At 72.5% G+C, this 15,934-nt stretch carries 19 protein-coding genes and 1 tRNA gene; 17 read left to right on the top strand and 3 right to left on the bottom strand.

Translation table 11 applies throughout. From position 1 onward, the window contains the following. The first annotated feature begins 156 nt into the window (after positions 1-156). The 4 genes from IE312_RS27295 (at position 157) to IE312_RS43840 (ending at position 2,293) form a co-directional block, all read left to right on the top strand. The gene (locus IE312_RS27295) at positions 157-759 is read left to right on the top strand and encodes an HhH-GPD-type base excision DNA repair protein (RefSeq protein WP_189984958.1); all 603 of its coding nucleotides are present in this window, start codon (positions 157-159) and stop codon (positions 757-759) included. 117 nt (positions 760-876) lie between these two features. Continuing rightward, positions 877-1,572: an HdeD family acid-resistance protein gene (locus IE312_RS27290; RefSeq protein WP_189984957.1), complete on the top strand. Its 696-nt coding sequence runs from the start codon at positions 877-879 to the stop codon at positions 1,570-1,572. Between the two features lie 139 nt (positions 1,573-1,711). After that, a complete protein-coding gene (locus IE312_RS27285) occupies positions 1,712-2,113 on the top strand; it encodes a hypothetical protein (protein ID WP_189984956.1) in 402 nt (133 codons plus the stop codon). Positions 2,114-2,167: 54 nt separating this feature from the next. Continuing rightward, positions 2,168-2,293: a hypothetical protein gene (locus IE312_RS43840; RefSeq protein WP_268254358.1), complete on the top strand. Its 126-nt coding sequence runs from the start codon at positions 2,168-2,170 to the stop codon at positions 2,291-2,293. Between the two features lie 45 nt (positions 2,294-2,338). On the opposite strand, the gene IE312_RS27280 is transcribed toward IE312_RS43840, so the two are convergent. Beyond that, the gene (locus tag IE312_RS27280; RefSeq protein ID WP_189984955.1) at positions 2,339-3,919 is read right to left on the bottom strand and encodes a helicase HerA-like domain-containing protein; all 1,581 of its coding nucleotides are present in this window, start codon (positions 3,917-3,919) and stop codon (positions 2,339-2,341) included. Between the two features lie 113 nt (positions 3,920-4,032). Between IE312_RS27280 and IE312_RS27275 the strand changes: the two genes are divergently transcribed. Together IE312_RS27275 and IE312_RS27270 are read left to right on the top strand one after the other, a co-directional pair. After that, positions 4,033-4,329, top strand: coding sequence for a type II toxin-antitoxin system VapB family antitoxin (locus IE312_RS27275; protein ID WP_004943146.1), 297 nt, complete (start codon positions 4,033-4,035; stop codon positions 4,327-4,329). A gap of 99 nt (positions 4,330-4,428) precedes the next feature. Then, positions 4,429-5,067: a LytR C-terminal domain-containing protein gene (locus IE312_RS27270; protein ID WP_229900492.1), complete on the top strand. Its 639-nt coding sequence runs from the start codon at positions 4,429-4,431 to the stop codon at positions 5,065-5,067. A gap of 236 nt (positions 5,068-5,303) precedes the next feature. Here the strand turns inward: IE312_RS27270 and upp are convergent, their stop codons facing one another. Then, positions 5,304-5,939 carry a uracil phosphoribosyltransferase gene (gene upp / locus IE312_RS27265; RefSeq protein ID WP_189984954.1) on the bottom strand — a complete coding sequence of 212 codons (636 nt, stop codon included), beginning with the start codon at positions 5,937-5,939 and terminating at the stop codon, positions 5,304-5,306. A gap of 144 nt (positions 5,940-6,083) precedes the next feature. On the opposite strand from upp, the gene IE312_RS27260 reads away from it, so the two are divergent. The 8 genes from IE312_RS27260 to IE312_RS27225 all read left to right on the top strand — a co-directional run bounded on the left by IE312_RS27260 (position 6,084) and on the right by IE312_RS27225 (position 10,788). Beyond that, positions 6,084-6,278, top strand: a complete 195-nt coding sequence (locus IE312_RS27260; protein ID WP_189984974.1) for a hypothetical protein — start codon at positions 6,084-6,086, stop codon at positions 6,276-6,278. A 305-nt stretch (positions 6,279-6,583) separates the two neighbouring features. After that, positions 6,584-7,117, top strand: a complete 534-nt coding sequence (locus IE312_RS27255) for a tRNA adenosine deaminase-associated protein (protein WP_189984973.1) — start codon at positions 6,584-6,586, stop codon at positions 7,115-7,117. An 80-nt stretch (positions 7,118-7,197) separates the two neighbouring features. Continuing rightward, positions 7,198-7,629 (top strand): tRNA adenosine(34) deaminase TadA, encoded by a 432-nt coding sequence (gene tadA / locus IE312_RS27250; protein WP_229900491.1) that lies wholly within the window; start codon positions 7,198-7,200, stop codon positions 7,627-7,629. Between the two features lie 67 nt (positions 7,630-7,696). Beyond that, positions 7,697-7,781 (top strand) — tRNA-Ser (locus tag IE312_RS27245). Positions 7,782-7,937: 156 nt separating this feature from the next. After that, positions 7,938-8,117 carry a hypothetical protein gene (locus tag IE312_RS27240; RefSeq protein ID WP_189984953.1) on the top strand — a complete coding sequence of 60 codons (180 nt, stop codon included), beginning with the start codon at positions 7,938-7,940 and terminating at the stop codon, positions 8,115-8,117. Positions 8,118-8,127: 10 nt separating this feature from the next. Beyond that, the gene (locus IE312_RS27235) at positions 8,128-8,430 is read left to right on the top strand and encodes a Dabb family protein (protein WP_189984952.1); all 303 of its coding nucleotides are present in this window, start codon (positions 8,128-8,130) and stop codon (positions 8,428-8,430) included. Between the two features lie 186 nt (positions 8,431-8,616). Next, entirely contained in the window at positions 8,617-9,471 is an 855-nt protein-coding gene (locus IE312_RS27230) for an RNA polymerase sigma factor SigF (RefSeq protein WP_229900496.1), read from the top strand. Positions 9,472-9,846: 375 nt separating this feature from the next. Further along, positions 9,847-10,788: an RNA polymerase sigma factor SigF gene (locus IE312_RS27225; RefSeq protein WP_189984950.1), complete on the top strand. Its 942-nt coding sequence runs from the start codon at positions 9,847-9,849 to the stop codon at positions 10,786-10,788. Between the two features lie 1,247 nt (positions 10,789-12,035). On the opposite strand, the gene IE312_RS27220 is transcribed toward IE312_RS27225, so the two are convergent. Continuing rightward, positions 12,036-12,230 (bottom strand): hypothetical protein, encoded by a 195-nt coding sequence (locus IE312_RS27220; RefSeq protein WP_189984949.1) that lies wholly within the window; start codon positions 12,228-12,230, stop codon positions 12,036-12,038. 204 nt (positions 12,231-12,434) lie between these two features. Here IE312_RS27220 and IE312_RS27215 point away from each other — a divergent pair, with 204 nt between their 5' ends. The 3 genes from IE312_RS27215 to IE312_RS42040 form a co-directional block, all read left to right on the top strand. After that, positions 12,435-12,929 (top strand): MarR family winged helix-turn-helix transcriptional regulator, encoded by a 495-nt coding sequence (locus IE312_RS27215; protein ID WP_189984948.1) that lies wholly within the window; start codon positions 12,435-12,437, stop codon positions 12,927-12,929. Between the two features lie 85 nt (positions 12,930-13,014). Then, complete coding sequence (locus tag IE312_RS27210) at positions 13,015-15,513, top strand: MFS transporter (protein WP_502266992.1); 2,499 nt, start codon at positions 13,015-13,017, stop codon at positions 15,511-15,513. Positions 15,514-15,617: 104 nt separating this feature from the next. After that, positions 15,618-15,934 (top strand): carboxypeptidase-like regulatory domain-containing protein (locus IE312_RS42040; RefSeq protein ID WP_229900490.1); only part of this gene is annotated, 317 nt, incomplete at its 3' end.

Raw genomic sequence — 15,934 nt, 5'->3', positions numbered from 1 at the left:
CACCCAGTCGGCCACCCACCACGGCCACGCCCAGCCCACCCAGTCGGCCACCCACCACGGCCACGCCCAGCCCACCCGGTCGCTCGCCCGCCGGGGCCGTGTCCGCCCCGCCGGCCTGGGCGGGCGGTGGGTGCGGGGGCGCGGGATCATCGACGCATGGACGTCACCCTGCACCTCGCCCAGGACCCGGCGGCCGACGCGCTGCTCGGGCGCTCCCCGCTCGCCGCGCTGACCGGGATGCTGCTGGACCAGCAGATCCCGATGGAGTGGGCGTTCAAGGGACCCTGGGCCATCGCCGACCGGCTCGGCGCCGAGGATCTCGACGCGCACGAGATCGCGGCGATGGACCCGGAGGCCTTCGCCGCGCTGCTCTCCGACAAGCCCGCGGTGCACCGCTACCCCGGCTCGATGGCGAAGCGGATCCAGCAGCTGTGCCACTACCTCGTCGAGCACTACGGCGGGGATGCGGAAGCGGTCTGGCGGGGCGTCGACAGCGGGGCCGAGCTGCTGCGGCGGCTGGAGGAACTGCCGGGCTTCGGGAAGCAGAAGGCACAGATCTTCCTGGCCCTGCTCGGCAAGCAGCTGGGGGTCGCCCCGGCGGGCTGGCGCGAGGCCGCCGGGGCCTACGGCGAGCCGAAGGCCTTCCGGTCCGTCGCCGACATCACCGGCCCGGACTCGCTGGCCAAAGTACGGGCCCACAAACAGGAGATGAAGGCAGCGGCGAAGGCAGCGAAGGCGGCCAAGCCGGCGAAGAAGTAGCGGGGCGCGCCGACGCCCTGGCCGGCACGGCCCCCGTCCCCCGGCACGGGCCCGTCCCGTCCCCCATTCGGCCCCGCCCCACTGGCCGCGCATTCCCGGCCGTTCCCAGCATGGAGCATGACCGAGGCACCGAGTGGGGGTCCCGACAGGGACCGTGAGTACGACGACCGGCACGTGCACGCCGGGGAGGCACCCCGCGCGCGCCCCGCGACGGAGCAGCACCGCGGCCACCATGAACCGGAACCCCCGTTCGAGGGCCCCCTGCACGCCCTGTCCCGGGCCGCCTGGCAGGTGGTGCTGCTGACCGGTATCGGCTCCCTGGTGCTCGGCATCCTGGTGCTGGTCTGGCCCGGACCCTCCCTGCTGGCCGCCGGGGTGCTGTTCGGCCTCTACCTGGTCTACAGCGGGATCCTCCAGTTGGTGTCGGCGTTCGGCACGCACCGGGCGACCTCGCTGCGGGTGCTGGCCTTCGTCAGCGGCGCGCTGTCGATCCTGCTGGGCCTGTTCTGTTTCCGCGGGCCGATGCAGTCGATCCTGCTGCTCGCCCTGTGGATCGGCATCGGCTGGCTGATCCGCGGGATCACCCAGACCCTGGCCGCCGCGCACGACCCCCGGATGCCCGCCCGGGGCTGGCAGGTGGTCCTCGGCATCCTCACATTCATCGCCGGGATCGTGCTCATCGACTCGCCCTTCGAGTCGGTCGCCGTACTGACCCTGGTCGGCGGGATCTGGCTGGTCGCGGTGGGGATCGTGGAGATCGTCACCGCGTTGCGCATCCGCGGCCGGGCCGGTCGGGTGCCGCAGGCGCTGTGACCGCCGTCAACGACGCGGGCCCCGGGTACGCCGAGCGGGCGGATCTCGTACCCGGCGTGCAGCCCCCGCCGCCCGCCCCGGGGAGTCATCCGGTGTGAGCAGGAGCAGAAGCGCACCCCGGAGCCGTACCTGGCTTCGCGTGTTCGTGCTGCTCCTCGCCCTGTGGGTACCCGCCTGCGCCGCCCTGCCGGCGCAGGCGACCCCGAGCCCCACGGCGACCACCGCAACCGCCGGGATCACCGGAACCACCGGAACTCCCGGAACCACCGGGGCTGCCGGCCCCACTGGCACCACCGGTACTGACGGCACCACCGGTACTGAGGGCACCACCGGGACCACGGGAACCGGGACCACCGGGCAAGAACCCCCCGACGCCGCGCTCAGGCCGTCGCACCGCGCCCTGCACCGGGCCGACGTGCCCGAGCGCCCCACGCCCCGGCCCGCCCCGGTGCCCGCCCGCCCGGCGGCCCGCCCGTGCCCCGGCGCACCGCGGGTGCCGGACACCACGCCCCTGCTGCGCACGGTGGTCCTGCGCTGCTGACGGACCCGCGTCCCCCGCACGGTCCGTCGGCTCGACGCAAGGAGCAGCACAGCCATGTCCAAGGACCTCTACGCCGTCCTGCGCGCCCTGCTGCGCGCGGAGGCCCGGCGCGCCCCGGCCACCCGGCCGGACCGGCGCGCCCCGCAACCGCAGCGGTCACCCGAGGAAAGGGACCGCTGAACGACCCCGGCGGGGGCGCCCCCTGCCCCCCGCCGGGCCGGAGCGCTACCTGCGCCGGCGCCTGCGTGCCGTGCCGAACAGGGAGCGGGTGATCTCGCGGCCGAGCTGGGTGCCGACCGACCGGGCCAGCGACCTGAACACCCCGCTGGTGACGACCTGTTCGACCAGCGACGGCTCCTCCTTCTCCGCCCGGGGCGCCGCCCCGGTCCCGGGTGCCGGGGCCGCCGGTCCCGGCGGGCGGGCGGCGCCCAGCCTCTCGTACGCCGACTCGCGGTCCACAGCCTGTGCATAACGGCCGTGGAGCGGGGAGGTGCGGACGGCCTCGTCGAGTGCGGCCACGTCGACCGGGCCCATCAGGGACTCCGGGGCGCGCAGCCGGGTGGCGGCGACCGGGGTCGGGGCGCCGGTCTCGCTCAGCACGGTCACCACGGCCTCGCCGGTGCCCAGCCCGGTGAGCAGTTCCTCCAGGTCGTACGCCGACCTGGGGAAGGTCCGCACGGTCGCCCGCAGGGCCTTCTCGTCGTCGGGCGTGAAGGCGCGCAGGGCGTGCTGGACGCGGTTGCCGAGCTGGGCGAGGACGTCACCGGGCACGTCCTTCGGGGACTGGGTGACGAAGAAGACGCCGACGCCCTTGGAGCGGATCAGCCGGACGGTCTGGGTGATCGAGTCCAGGAAGGCCCGGGAGGCGTCGTCGAACAGCAGGTGCGCCTCGTCGAAGAAGAACACCAGCCGGGGCTTGTCGGCGTCACCGATCTCGGGCAGGTCGTGGAAGAGGTCGGCGAGCAGCCACATGAGGAACGTCGAGAACAGCAGGGGCTTGTCCTGGACGGCGGGGAGTTCCAGGACCGAGACGATCCCCCGGCCGTCGGGCGCCGTGCGCAGCAGGTCCGCCGTGTCGAACTCCGGCTCGCCGAAGAAGTCCGCCATGCCCTGCGCCTCGAAGGCCGTCAGCGCGCGCAGGATCACCCCGGCCGTGGCCGCGGACAGGCCCCCGATGCCGCGCAGCTCGGTCCTGCCCTCGTCGGAGGTGAGGAAGGCGACGACCGCGCGCAGGTCCTTGAGGTCGATCAGCTCCAGGCCCTTGGTGTCGGCGTAGTGGAAGACGAGGGCGAGGGACTGCTCCTGGGTGTGGTTCAGTCCGAGCGCCTTGGCCAGCAGCACCGGGCCGAAGCCGGTGATCGTGGCCCGCACCGGGATGCCGTGGCCGTGGCCGCCGAGCGCCAGGAACTCCGCGGGGAAGCCGGCCGGGGTCCACTCCTGGCTCACCTCCGCGGCCCGCTCGCGTACCCGGTCGTCGTCCCGCCCCGGCCGCGCGATGCCCGAGAGGTCGCCCTTGATGTCCGCGAGGAACACCGGTACGCCCTGCGCCGACAGCTGCTCGGCGATCAGCTGGAGGGTCTTGGTCTTGCCGGTGCCGGTGGCGCCCGCGACCAGGCCGTGCCGGTTGAGCACCGGCAGCGGGACGCGGACCGACACGCCGGGGAGGCACGCGCCGTCCCACAGCAGGGCGCCGAGGTCGAGGGCGGGACCGGTGAAGGCGTAGCCCGAGGCGATCTTCCGCGCCTCGACGGGCGGCTCACCGGCTTCCCCGGGCCCTGCGGACGGCGCGGTCCCGCGGTCGCTCATCTCCGGTCCCCGTTCCCGTAGTAGCCCATTTGCCGGAATTGCTCCATCTTTTCAAGCGTCGCACTCCGCCGCCATGGCTGCGCCCGGAACGTCTTGACCGGTAGGCTTTCCGTGTGATCTTCAAGCGCATCGGAAACGGCCGGCCGTACCCCGACCACGGCCGGGAAAGCACCCGGCAGTGGGCGGACGTCGCGCCGCGCCCGGTCCGCCTCGATCAGCTGGTGACCACCAAGCAGCAGCTCGACCTGGAGACCCTGCTGGCCGAGGACTCGACGTTCTACGGCGACCTCTTCGCGCACGTCGTGAAGTGGCAGGGCGACCTCTACCTGGAGGACGGACTGCACCGCGCGGTGCGCGCCGCCCTGCAGCAGCGCCAGGTGCTGCACGCGCGCGTGCTCGAACTCGACTGATCCGGCACGGCACGACCGTTGCCCCTTTCGGGTCCGGCCGGGCGGCATCGACTGATCATCTGATAGGCATCGCCCGCTCAGGCGCACTACGCTGCGCTCATGAGCATGCTGACTCCCCCCGGCATGGGCGGCCAGTACCGCATCACGGGGGACAAATACCCTCGGATGCGTCCGTCCCGACGGCGCGGCAGACTCGCGGCCGCCGTGGTGGCGTCCACCGCCGTGCTCGGCCTGGTCGGCTGGGGCACCCTGCAGCTCATCGACGTCTTCACGGGCGGCGGCGGCACGTCCACGGCGTCCGGCGCCGGGACCCACTGCCGGACCAAGGCCGCGGCGGCCCCGGTGGCCCGCGTGCAGCCCCTGCCGCAGCCCGGCCGGATCACGGTGAACGTCTACAACGCCACCAAGCGCACCGGTCTGGCCAAGAGCACCGCGGACGAGCTGAAGAAGCGCGGCTTCAGGATCGGCAACGTGGGCAACGCGACGAAGCAGTACGACAAGAAGGTGAAGGGCACCGGGATGCTCCTCGGCTCCCCCGCCGCCCAGGACACCTCCCTGAAGGTGCTCGGCACCCAGCTCGCCGGCGCGGAGGCACGCGCCGACGGCCGCAAGGGCGCCGACCTGGACCTGATCATCGGTGACGCCTTCAAGGGCCTGGCCGACCGCGTGGCCGCCGACCGGACCCTGACCGCCCTGACCGAACCGCAGCCGCCGGCCACGGCGAAGAAGGCCTGCTGAGCGGCGCGCCGCAGGGCGCGCCGGGAACCCACGCGCGACGCGCCGGAAGAACACGGCGGGAAGCCACACCACACCCACCCGCGGGTGCCCGAGCCACCCGGCACGGCCACCCGCCATGGCCGTCCACCACGGCCATCCGCCACGGCCACCGCGACCGCTAGCGCACCGCGCCCGGCACCGTCACGAAGAACCGCTGAGCGGCGCGCCCGAAGACGGCGGCGGGCAGGCGGCGGGAACTACTCCGCGGCCCCGTACAGCCGGTCGCCCGCGTCGCCCAGGCCCGGGACGATGTAGCCCAGCTCGTTGAGGTGGTCGTCCACGGCCGCCGTGACCACGGTGACCGGCGTGCCCGCCAGCTCCCGCTCCATGACCTCGACGCCCTCCGGCGCGGCCAGCAGCACCACGGCGGTGACGTGGTCGGCGCCGCGCTTGATCAGCTCCTGGATCGCCGCGACCAGCGTGCCGCCCGTGGCCAGCATCGGGTCCAGCACGTACACCTGACGGCCCGAGAGGTCCTCCGGCATGCGCGAGGCGTACGTGGACGCCTGCAGCGTCTCCTCGTTGCGGATCATGCCCAGGAAGCCCACCTCGGCGGTCGGCAGCAGCCGGACCATGCCGTCCAGCATGCCCAGGCCGGCCCGCAGGATCGGCACCACCAGCGGGCGGGGCCGGGCGAGCTTGACGCCCGTCGTCTGCGCGACCGGCGTCTGGATGTCGACGGCCTCGGTCCGCACGTCCCGCGTCGCCTCGTAGGCGAGCAGGGTGACCAGCTCGTCGGCGAGCCGCCGGAAGGTCGCGGAGTCGGTGCGCCGGTCGCGCAGCGTGGTGAGCTTGTGAGCGACCAGGGGGTGGTCGACGACGTGGAGACGCATACCCCTAACGGTACCTGCGCCACGGGCCGCCCTCGTGCTGGCGTCAAACCGGCCGTCCGGGGGAAAGTGGGAAGGACGCTAGTGGGGTGGTGAGACGTGTCCGACCAGCCTGACCTCCCCGCGGACGCCTCCGAGGCCGGCGCCATGACCGGCCCCGCCGCGCGGTCCGCGAGGACCGGTACCGACAAGCCCGAGGGCGAGGCCGAGCGCCGCAGGCGCCGCGCCCAGTTCCTGCGCGACCTGGCCGAGGCCCGCGCGCTGCGTGCCCGGGTGCAGCCCCGGCGCGCCAAGGCCGCCCGGTTGCGCCACGCGATGCGCATGCGGACGTTCCGCTGGTAGCCGCGGCGGGGCACCGCCGCACAGCGGAAGATCCGCGCACGCACGGGTGTTGGGGAGGCGGGCGTGCGTGAGCGCGCGGAAAAGCCGCGTACGATCCGCAGGTGGCGGCAATGAGCGCGCTGGTGAGCAGATCACGGATCCACGATCGAAACAGCCAGACACAGGGAGCCGAAGACGTCCCCTGGACGCCTTGTTTCTGCCACGATTCCGAGTGGGTGGGGCTCGGAGCCCCGGCTCTTCCCGCCCGCGTACCTCCGCCGGGGGGACCCCCAACCGGCACGCCTATGACCAGTGGGAGAGTCACGGTGTACTTCGCCGCACTGCTCGCGCGCACCGAAGACGGGTGGGAAGCGAGCGACACAGAGCTGGACGATGTGGAGACCCTGTCGGATCTGGCCGACCTGGCCCGGGAAGCCTCTCCCGACGAGGACACGGTCCTCGTCCTGATCGAGCAGGAGGACTCCTGGTTCGGTGTCGTCCGCGTGGACGGCGAGGAAGACCCTCGCATCTACGTCTCGGACGCCGCCGCCGCCCGGCGCAGCGCGTACGGGGAGCTGCTGCTCACCGACGAGCTGCTCGGCCGGGAGCCCGGCGCGGACGACGGCCCGGACCTGGACGCCCTCGACCTCGACGGCACGGAGGACGGGGAGTCCGAGGAGGACGACGAGGAGGAGGGCGCCGCCGCCGACGCGGTGCCGCACAGCCCGGTCGGCGACAGCGAGATCCTCGACGACTTGGGCATCAGCGAGAAGGAGCTGCGCGCCCTGGAGGCCGACGACGCGCTGAACACGATCGCCGAGGCCCTGGGCGCCTCGGAGGTGCTGGAGACCGTCCGCTGACCACGCCACAGGACCCCCTGCGCGCGGGGCGCGACCCGCGGGGCGCGCCCGACCCGGTACGGGACCCCTGGCGGCCCGCGATGCGGGACGCCCTGGCGGAGGCCGAACGGGCCGACCGGGGCGGCGACGTCCCCGTCGGCGCCGTCGTGCTGTCCCCGGACGGTACGACGGTGCTCGGAGCCGGGCACAACGAGCGGGAGGCCACCGGGGATCCGACGGCCCACGCGGAGGTCCTCGCGATCCGGCGGGCCGCGGCCCGGCTCGGCCAGTGGCGGCTGACCGGGTGCACGCTCGTCGTCACGCTGGAGCCTTGCACGATGTGCGCGGGCGCGCTCGTGCAGGCCCGGGTGGACCGGGTGGTCTACGGCGCCCGGGACGACAAGGCGGGCGCGGCCGGCTCCCTCTGGGACGTCGTGCGCGACCGGCGGCTCAACCACCGTCCGGAGGTCGTCGAGGGCGTGCTCGCGGCGGAGTGCGCCCGGCTCCTCACCGATTTCTTCCGGAACCGCTGAGCGCGTCACCGACGGGGCGCCTCTATCGATTTCAAACCTCGCCCCACCTTGCTGTAGGGTCTCCCTCGGTAGCGTGTCCGAGCGGCCGAAGGAGCTCGCCTCGAAAGCGAGTGTGGCGCAAGTCACCGAGGGTTCAAATCCCTCCGCTACCGCTTTCAGAAGGCCCCGCCCACCGGCGGGGCCTTCCGTGCGTTCCCGGCGCAACGACCGGGCCCCGGCGGGCTGTCGGTCGTACGGGGAGGGCCGGAGGTTACACTCGCGGCCGGCAGGCAGGGGCCCTCGGGGGCACTGGTACAGGGGAGGCCGCGGTGGCGGTGAACGCCAAGAAGATCGCCGTGTACGCGCTCGTGGTCTTCGCGCTGTACGTGATCATCACGGACCCGGCCAAGGCGGCCGACTACGTCCAGATAGGGTTCGAGGGCATTTCGGACGCGGCCAAGGCCGTCGGCGACTTCATGACCTGGGTCGCCCACGGAGGAAAGAGCTGAGGTACATCCCATGATCCGCCACCTGGTCCTCTTCAAGCTCAACGAGGGCGTCGACCGTGACGACCCGCGGGTCGTGGCGGGCGTGGAGGCCTTCCGGGCGCTCGGCGACCGGATCGAGGAGCTGCGCTTCTGGGAGTGCGCCTGGAACATCAGCGACCGGCCCATCGCCTACGACTTCGCCATCAACTCGGCCGTCGAGGACGCCGGTGCCCTCACCCGCTACCTGGAGCACCCGGCCCACCAGGCGGGCGTCGCGCTGTGGCGCGAGTTCGCCACCTGGGTGATCGCCGACTACGAGATCGCCGGGCAGTAGCCCCGCACCCCGCGTTCACCGCAGCCCCCCGCTCTCCGAGGCGGGGGGCTTTTTCGCGCCTACTGCTACCCCAACTCATCAGAGTTTGAAACACAACACGGGGTTATCAGGTGCTTGCACACAGTGCACATGTCTTGTGATGCTATGACCGCTTTTGACGGATGATTGACCGATGAAGAGGTGGCGTTGACCTTGTCGGCCAGTACTGCGCCGCCCCAGGACGAGGCGCCCGCTTCGGACCCGCCGGCCCCACCGGACCCGCCGGCCCCCGAGAAGCGCCGCGGCGCCGACACCCGGGCGCTGACCCAGGTCCTGTTCGCCGAGCTGAAGGAACTCACCCCGGGCACGCCGGAGCACACCCGGGTGCGGGGCGCGCTGATCGAGGCGAACCTCCCGCTCGTGCGCTACGCCGCCGCCCGTTTCCGCTCGCGCAACGAGCCCATGGAGGACGTCGTCCAGGTCGGCACCATCGGCCTGATCAACGCCATCGACCGCTTCGACCCGGACCGGGGCGTACAGTTCCCGACCTTCGCGATGCCCACCGTGGTCGGCGAGATCAAGCGGTACTTCCGGGACAACGTCCGCACCGTCCACGTCCCGCGCCGGCTGCACGAGCTGTGGGTGCAGGTCAACAGCGCCACCGAGGACCTGACCACCCTCTACGGCCGTACGCCGTCCACCGCCGAGATCGCCGAGCGGCTGCGGATCGGCGAGGACGAGGTGCTCAGCTGCATCGAGGCCGGCCGCTCGTACCACGCCACCTCGCTGGAGGCCGCCCAGGAGGGCGACGGACTGCCCGGCCTGCTGGACCGGATCGGCTACGAGGACCCGGCCCTGGACGGCGTGGAACACCGCGACCTGGTCCGCCACCTCCTCGTCCAGCTCCCCGAGAGGGAACAGCGCATCCTCCTCCTGCGCTACTACAGCAATCTCACCCAGTCACAGATCAGCGCGGAACTCGGTGTCTCCCAGATGCACGTCTCCCGACTGCTGGCCCGCAGCTTCCAGCGACTGCGTTCCGCGAACCGGATCGACGCATAGCCGCATGGCCGCATGGCCACGGAGCCGCAGCGCGGAAGCGCCGCAGCAGGTGCCGTAGCGGCTGATGCACAGGAGGCGCACGGAAGCACGGCTCGAACGGCATTGCATCGCAAACCCGATCGAGCGGTAACCGGCACGAGCGAATCGCTCACCAGCACTGTTGCCGACAGTTGGCACCCGAAATACCGTCAGACCCCGTCTTTCCAGGGCCGATTCGGATCTGACGTATCGACATGTCTCTACAGCGTGTTGCCGACATGTGACATTCTGCGGGAAGCGCGTTTGCCGTGGCTTCGGCTCCGGTATTCAGGTGAGGGCTGCGTTGCTCGTCAGGACAGCGCCGCCGCGACCGTCCCGCGACCCAAAGGGGGTGGCATGTCCGCAGACCAGGGCAGCTCGAAGGTGCTGACGCCCGCCATGAGCGAGGCAGCGCCCAAGGAGCTCGACGCTCTCGACGTCCTCGACGGCTTCGAGGGTGTCACGGCCCTCGAAGCCGTGCCGTCCCCGGCCGCCGGCCCGGCCGCCGAAGCTGTCCCGGCCGCGCAGGCCACGGCGAACCTCGACACCCGCACCCTGTCCCGCTCACTGTTCCTGCGCCTGGCCGCGCTGGCCGAGGACAGTCCCGAGCGGGCCTACGTCCGGGACACCCTGATCGAGCTGAACCTGCCGCTGGTCCGCTACGCGGCGGCCCGGTTCCGCTCGCGCAACGAGCCGATGGAGGACATCGTCCAGGTCGGCACCATCGGCCTGATCAAGGCGATCGACCGGTTCGACTGCGAACGGGGCGTGGAGTTCCCGACGTTCGCGATGCCGACGGTCGTGGGCGAGATCAAGCGGTTCTTCCGCGACACCTCCTGGTCGGTGCGGGTCCCGCGCCGGCTCCAGGAGCTGCGCCTGGCCCTCACCAAGGCCAGCGACGAGCTGTCGCAGAAGCTGGACCGCTCGCCGACGGTGACCGAGCTGGCCGCCGTGCTCGGCGTCTCCGAGGAGGACGTCGTCGACGGCCTCGCGGTCGGCAACGCCTACACCGCCTCCTCCCTCGACTCCCCGGCCCCCGAGGACGACGGCGGCGAGGGCTCCCTGGCCGACCGGCTCGGCTACGAGGACACGGCCCTGGAGGGCGTGGAGTACCGCGAGTCCCTCAAGCCCCTGCTGGCCAAGCTCCCGCCCCGGGAGCGGCGGATCATCATGCTGCGCTTCTTCGCCAACATGACCCAGTCGCAGATCGGCGAGGAGGTCGGCATCTCCCAGATGCACGTCTCCCGCCTGCTGACCCGGACGCTGGCCCAGCTCAGGGACGGCCTGATCTCGGACTGACCCGCGACGGCGGCCCGCCACCCGGGCCCCGTACGACACCGCTGGACACATCACCCGGCCGCCGAGGCCGCCGCTACGGCAGCATCGGCGGCCGCCGTCCGCCCGCCCGAACACCACACCGGCCGCGTGCGGCGGCGGGGCGGGGCGGGCGTTGGTCGGGGTGGGGGTAGACGGCGGCCGGGGAGCGGGGCGGTGATCACGCGGCACGGGCGGTGCAGGGCTGGCGGCCTGACGACCGTCGACGCGAGCGAGAAGGGCCCGCCGCCGCACCAGCACGAGTACCAGCACCAGCCGTCGACGCCGAGTGAGGGCGCTTCCGATCACCGCACGACCGCCGACGCCGAGTGAGGACGGCTGCGGTCACCGCACAACCGCTGACGCCAGCTGATGACGCCTCCGGTCACGCACCGACCGTCAGCGCCGGGCGAGGACGACCCCGTTCGAGTTACGACCGTCAGCGCCGAGTGCGCACGTTCCCGGTCGCCTCACGACGGCCGACGCCCGGCGATGACGCCTCCGGTCGCACTCCGCCCGTCAGCGCCGGGCGAGGACGGCACTCCGTTCGCGTTACGACCGTCAGCGCCGAGTACGGACGCTCCGCTCCGGTCATCTCACGACCGCTGACGCCAGCTGATGACGCCTCCGGTCACGCACCGACCGTCAGCGCCGGGCGAGGACGGCCCCGTTCGGGCTACGACCGTCAACGCCGAGTGCGGACGTTCCCGGTCGTCCCACGACGGCCGACGCCGAGTGAGGACGGCTCCGGTCGCCTCACGACCGCCGACGCCAGCTGATGACGCCTCCGTGCGAGTTACGACCGTCAGCGCCCGGTGAGACCGATCCCCAACGCCTCGCAACTGTCCGCGCGGGCAAAACCGTCCGGCCGCCGCCGTAGCAGCCGGCGGTGCGGGTGAGAGCGGTCCGGCTGCCGCGGGAACCGTCGGGTTCGGGAACGATCGTGCCGCCTGCCGTTCGGCCGGGAGACGGCGCGCTCGACGCGTTCCCCGGCTTCGTGGGCGGTTCGGCCCGGGCCGGTGGCGCGGGCTCCGCCGTGCCCCCACGGGCCGAACTGGACGCACCTGTCGTCCCCGGGGTGGAAGCCGCCCCTCAGGCACGCCGGCATCCCGGTCCCTCCCGGCAGCCGGGACGGGCCCGCCGCCCCCGGGGACCGAGGACGCCGATGACGGGCGGAAGGGGGCCGTCGCCGTCGGGTTCGGTGAGCCGGCCGTACCCCCGGCGCCATGCTCTTACTTGATCGCCAGCCAGGCCACGCCGGCCACCACGGCGAGGGCCACGACGATGCCGATGATCAGGCCGATCCGGGGACCGGAGGGGGCCGCCTGCTGCTGGCGCCCCTGGGGGGCCTCGTCGACGAACGCGCGGAACATCTGGGTGCTGCCTGCGGGGTCGTAATTGCCCTGGGGGCCCTGGGTGTTAGCCATGCCCCGAGACCCTAGCGAATCGCGGTGACCGACCCAAGTGCGGGGCCACCGGGACAGACGGGGGCACGCCACCCGCGACCACCTGCACATTTACGTTCGCAATACTTGCCTTTGCCAAGTTTTTGCGCCACCCCTCCCGGATTTGTTTGCCTGCAGCAACCAAGCACGCTTATGGTTGCCCTAAGCAACGATACGGGAGGTGTGATGGCCGAGCAGACGCAGTTCGAAGAGCTGGCGCGTCAGCTCAGCGCCGTCGGAGCCGTGAAACGGGACATGGGGCGGATCCTGCCGCATGACTGCCCGGCCGGCTCGGCCGCGGTGCTGACGCTGCTCGGCCGCCACGGCGACATGCGCATGAGCAAGCTCGCGGAGCTGCTCGCCGTGGACATGTCGGTCACCAGCCGGCACGTCGCGCACGTCGCCGCACGCGGCTGGATCGAGCGGCACCCGGACCCCGCGGACAAGCGCTCGCGCATCCTGCGCCTGACGCCCACGGGTCTGGAGCAGCTCGACGAGCTGTCCCGGCGGACCACGCACCTGCTCGCCGAGCGGCTGGCGGACTGGACCGACGAGGACGTCACCGAGCTGATCCGCCTGATGACGCGCCTGCGCGCGTCGTTCGGCGACTGCCGGTCCGCCCCGCTCCGGCTCCCCGAGCCCGTATCCCACGAGACCACCCGTACACCCGCAAGCACATAAGAGAAGGAAGCCCATGGCAACGACCACACCAGCCGGTGTGCGGGCCCACGCCAAGCACGGGGGAGGCTCCCACGGCGATGCCCCGATGACGCACCGGCAGATCATGGAGGCCCTGTCCGGGCTGCTGCTCGGCATGTTCGTGGCGATCCTGTCGTCCACGATCGTCTCCAACGCCCTGCCGCACATCATCGGTGACCTCGGCGGCGGCCAGTCCGCCTACACCTGGGTGGTCACGGCCGCCCTGCTGTCGATGACCGCGGCCACCCCCCTGTGGGGCAAGCTCGCCGACCTGTACAGCAAGAAGGCTCTCGTCCAGATAGCCCTGATCATCTACGTGGTCGCCTCGATGGCGGCCGGTCTGTCGCAGAACCCCGGCATGCTCATCACCTTCCGGGTGTTCCAGGGCATCGGCGTCGGCGGCCTGTCCGCCCTGGCGCAGATCGTCATGGCGGCGATGATCTCCCCGCGTGAGCGCGGCCGGTACTCCGGCTACCTGGGCGCCACCTTCGCCGTCGCCACCGTCGGCGGCCCGCTGCTCGGCGGTGTCATCACCGACACCGACTGGCTGGGCTGGCGCTGGTGCTTCTACGTCGGTGTGCCCTTCGCGATCATCGCGCTGATCGTGCTGCAGAAGACCCTGCACCTGCCCGTGGTCAAGCGGGAGGTCAAGGTCGACTGGGGCGGCGCGACCCTGATCTCCGCCGCCGTCTCCCTGCTGCTGGTCTGGGTCACCTTCGCCGGTGACAAGTACGACTGGCTGTCCTGGCAGACGTACGCCATGGTCGGCGGTTCGGTCGTCCTCGGCGCGCTGTTCGTGCTGGTCGAGTCCCGGGCGAGCGAGCCGATCATCCCGCTGCGCCTGTTCCGGAACCGCACCATCACGCTGGCGTCGCTCGCCTCGCTGTTCGTCGGTGTCGCGATGTTCTCCGGCACCGTCTTCTTCAGCCAGTACTTCCAGCTGGCCCGCGACAAGTCCCCGACCATGTCGGGCGTCCTGACCATCCCGATGATCGGCGGTCTGTTCGTCTCCTCGACCGTCTCGGGTCAGTTCATCACCCGCACCGGCCGCTGGAAGGCGTGGCTGGTCAGCGGTGGCGTGCTGGTCACGGCCGGCCTGCTGCTGCTCGGCGGCATCCGGTACGACACGGACTACTGGAAGATGGCCATCTTCATGGCCCTGCTGGGTCTCGGCATCGGCATGATGATGCAGAACCTGGTGCTCGCCACGCAGAACCAGGTGGCGCCCTCCGACCTCGGCTCGGCCAGCTCCACGGTCACCTTCTTCCGCTCCCTCGGCGGTGCGGTCGGCGTCTCCGCGCTGGGTGCCGTGATGTCCCGCCGGATCACCCACTACGTCCAGGACGGCGTCGCCGACCTGAGCCCGAAGTACCAGAAGGCCCTGGCCGGCGGCTCCGGTTCGACCGACAGCATCCCGGACATGAACGCGCTCCCGAAGCCCATCCGGACGCTCCTGGAGAGCGCCTACGGCCACGGCATCGCCGACGTCTTCATGATCGCCGGCTGCCTCGCCGCCGTCGCCTTCCTGATCACGCTGTTCATCAAGGAGGTCCCGCTGAAGACCAGGGGCGCGCTCGCCCAGGCCGCCGACGGCGAGGCCCCCGTGACCGATCCGGCCGCCGCGCCGGCCGTCGCCGAGGCCCAGGCCCCGGTCGCCGGGACGGCCACCGAGGCTCCGGCCCCGGAGCGGGTGCCGAGCTGGGCCACCCCCGTCGCCGGCGGGGACGGCACCCGGGCCGCCGCGATCACGCAGCCGGCCGCCGTCGCCACGGCCGCCGAGCCCGGCACCGGTGACGGCACCGGTGGCGGCACCCCGGTGCACGGCTTCGTCCGCGGCGCCGAGAGCGCCCCGGTCCCGCAGGCCGCGGTCACCCTGATCTCGCTGTCCGGCCGCCAGCTGGGCCGCTCGGTCGCCCAGGCGGACGGCTCCTACGCGCTCGACGCCCCCGGCACCGGGTCGTACGTCCTGATCGCCTCCGCCGACGGCTACCAGCCGCAGGCCTCCACCGTCGTGGTGGGCGGGGAACCGCTGTCGTACGACATCCTGCTGAGCGGCACCAGCGGGCTGACCGGTGTGGTCCGGGCCGCCGGGAGCGCGCTGCCGGTCAAGGACGCCATGGTCATCGTCACCGATGTGCGCGGCGACCTGCTGGCCACCGCGGCCACCGGCGAGCAGGGCGACTTCGCCCTCACCGACCTGGTGCCGGGCACGGTGACCGTCGCGGTCAACGCGAGCGGCTTCCGGCCGCGCGCCCTGCCGGTCGAGGTCGGCGCCGCCGGCGTCACCCGGATCGAGGTCGACCTGGACGCCGGTGCCCGGCTCCAGGGTGTCGTCCGGGCCCCGCACGGTCCGCTGGCCGACGCCCGGGTGACCCTGGTCGACCAGGCGGGCAACGTGGTCGGCAGCGCCACCACCGGTGCGGACGGCGCGTACGCCTTCACCGACCTGGACGGGGGCGAGTACACCGTTATCGCGACCGGCTACCCGCCGGTGGCCACCGCGCTGACCGTGTCCGGCCCCGGCGTCGACGGCCACGACATCGAACTCGCCCACCCCGGCGAGTAGTTCGACCCCCGGCCCGTGGTGGCGCGCGCCCTGAACGGAGGGCGCGGCCGCCACGGGCCGGTCTCATACGACCATTTTTTGAGCTTTTTCCAGGGAGAAACGGGATGGGACTGACCGCGAAGATCCGTACGCGGGACGGGTGGGCCGTGTCGCACGCGGTCGTCACGGTGACCGACATGACCGGCACGCAGGTGCTGCGGGCCGAGGCGGACGCCGAGGGAGCCGTGCGGGACACCACCGAGCTGGCACCGGGCGCGTACACCGTGATCGTGACCGCCGTCGGCTACGCGCCCGCCGCGTCCAGCGCGATCGTCACGGCGAGCGGCCGGGCCGAGGTCGGTACGGTGACGCTGGCCCGGCAGGGCGGCACCGAGCTGCCGCCGCCCGGCCCCTGGACCATCGACCCGGTGCACTCCTCCGT

The organism is Streptomyces capoamus (assembly GCF_014654935.1).
Lineage (GTDB): Bacteria > Actinomycetota > Actinomycetes > Streptomycetales > Streptomycetaceae > Streptomyces > Streptomyces capoamus.
The sequence above is the reverse complement of the archived record's forward strand: the minus strand, read 5'-3'. Positions and strand labels throughout refer to the sequence as shown.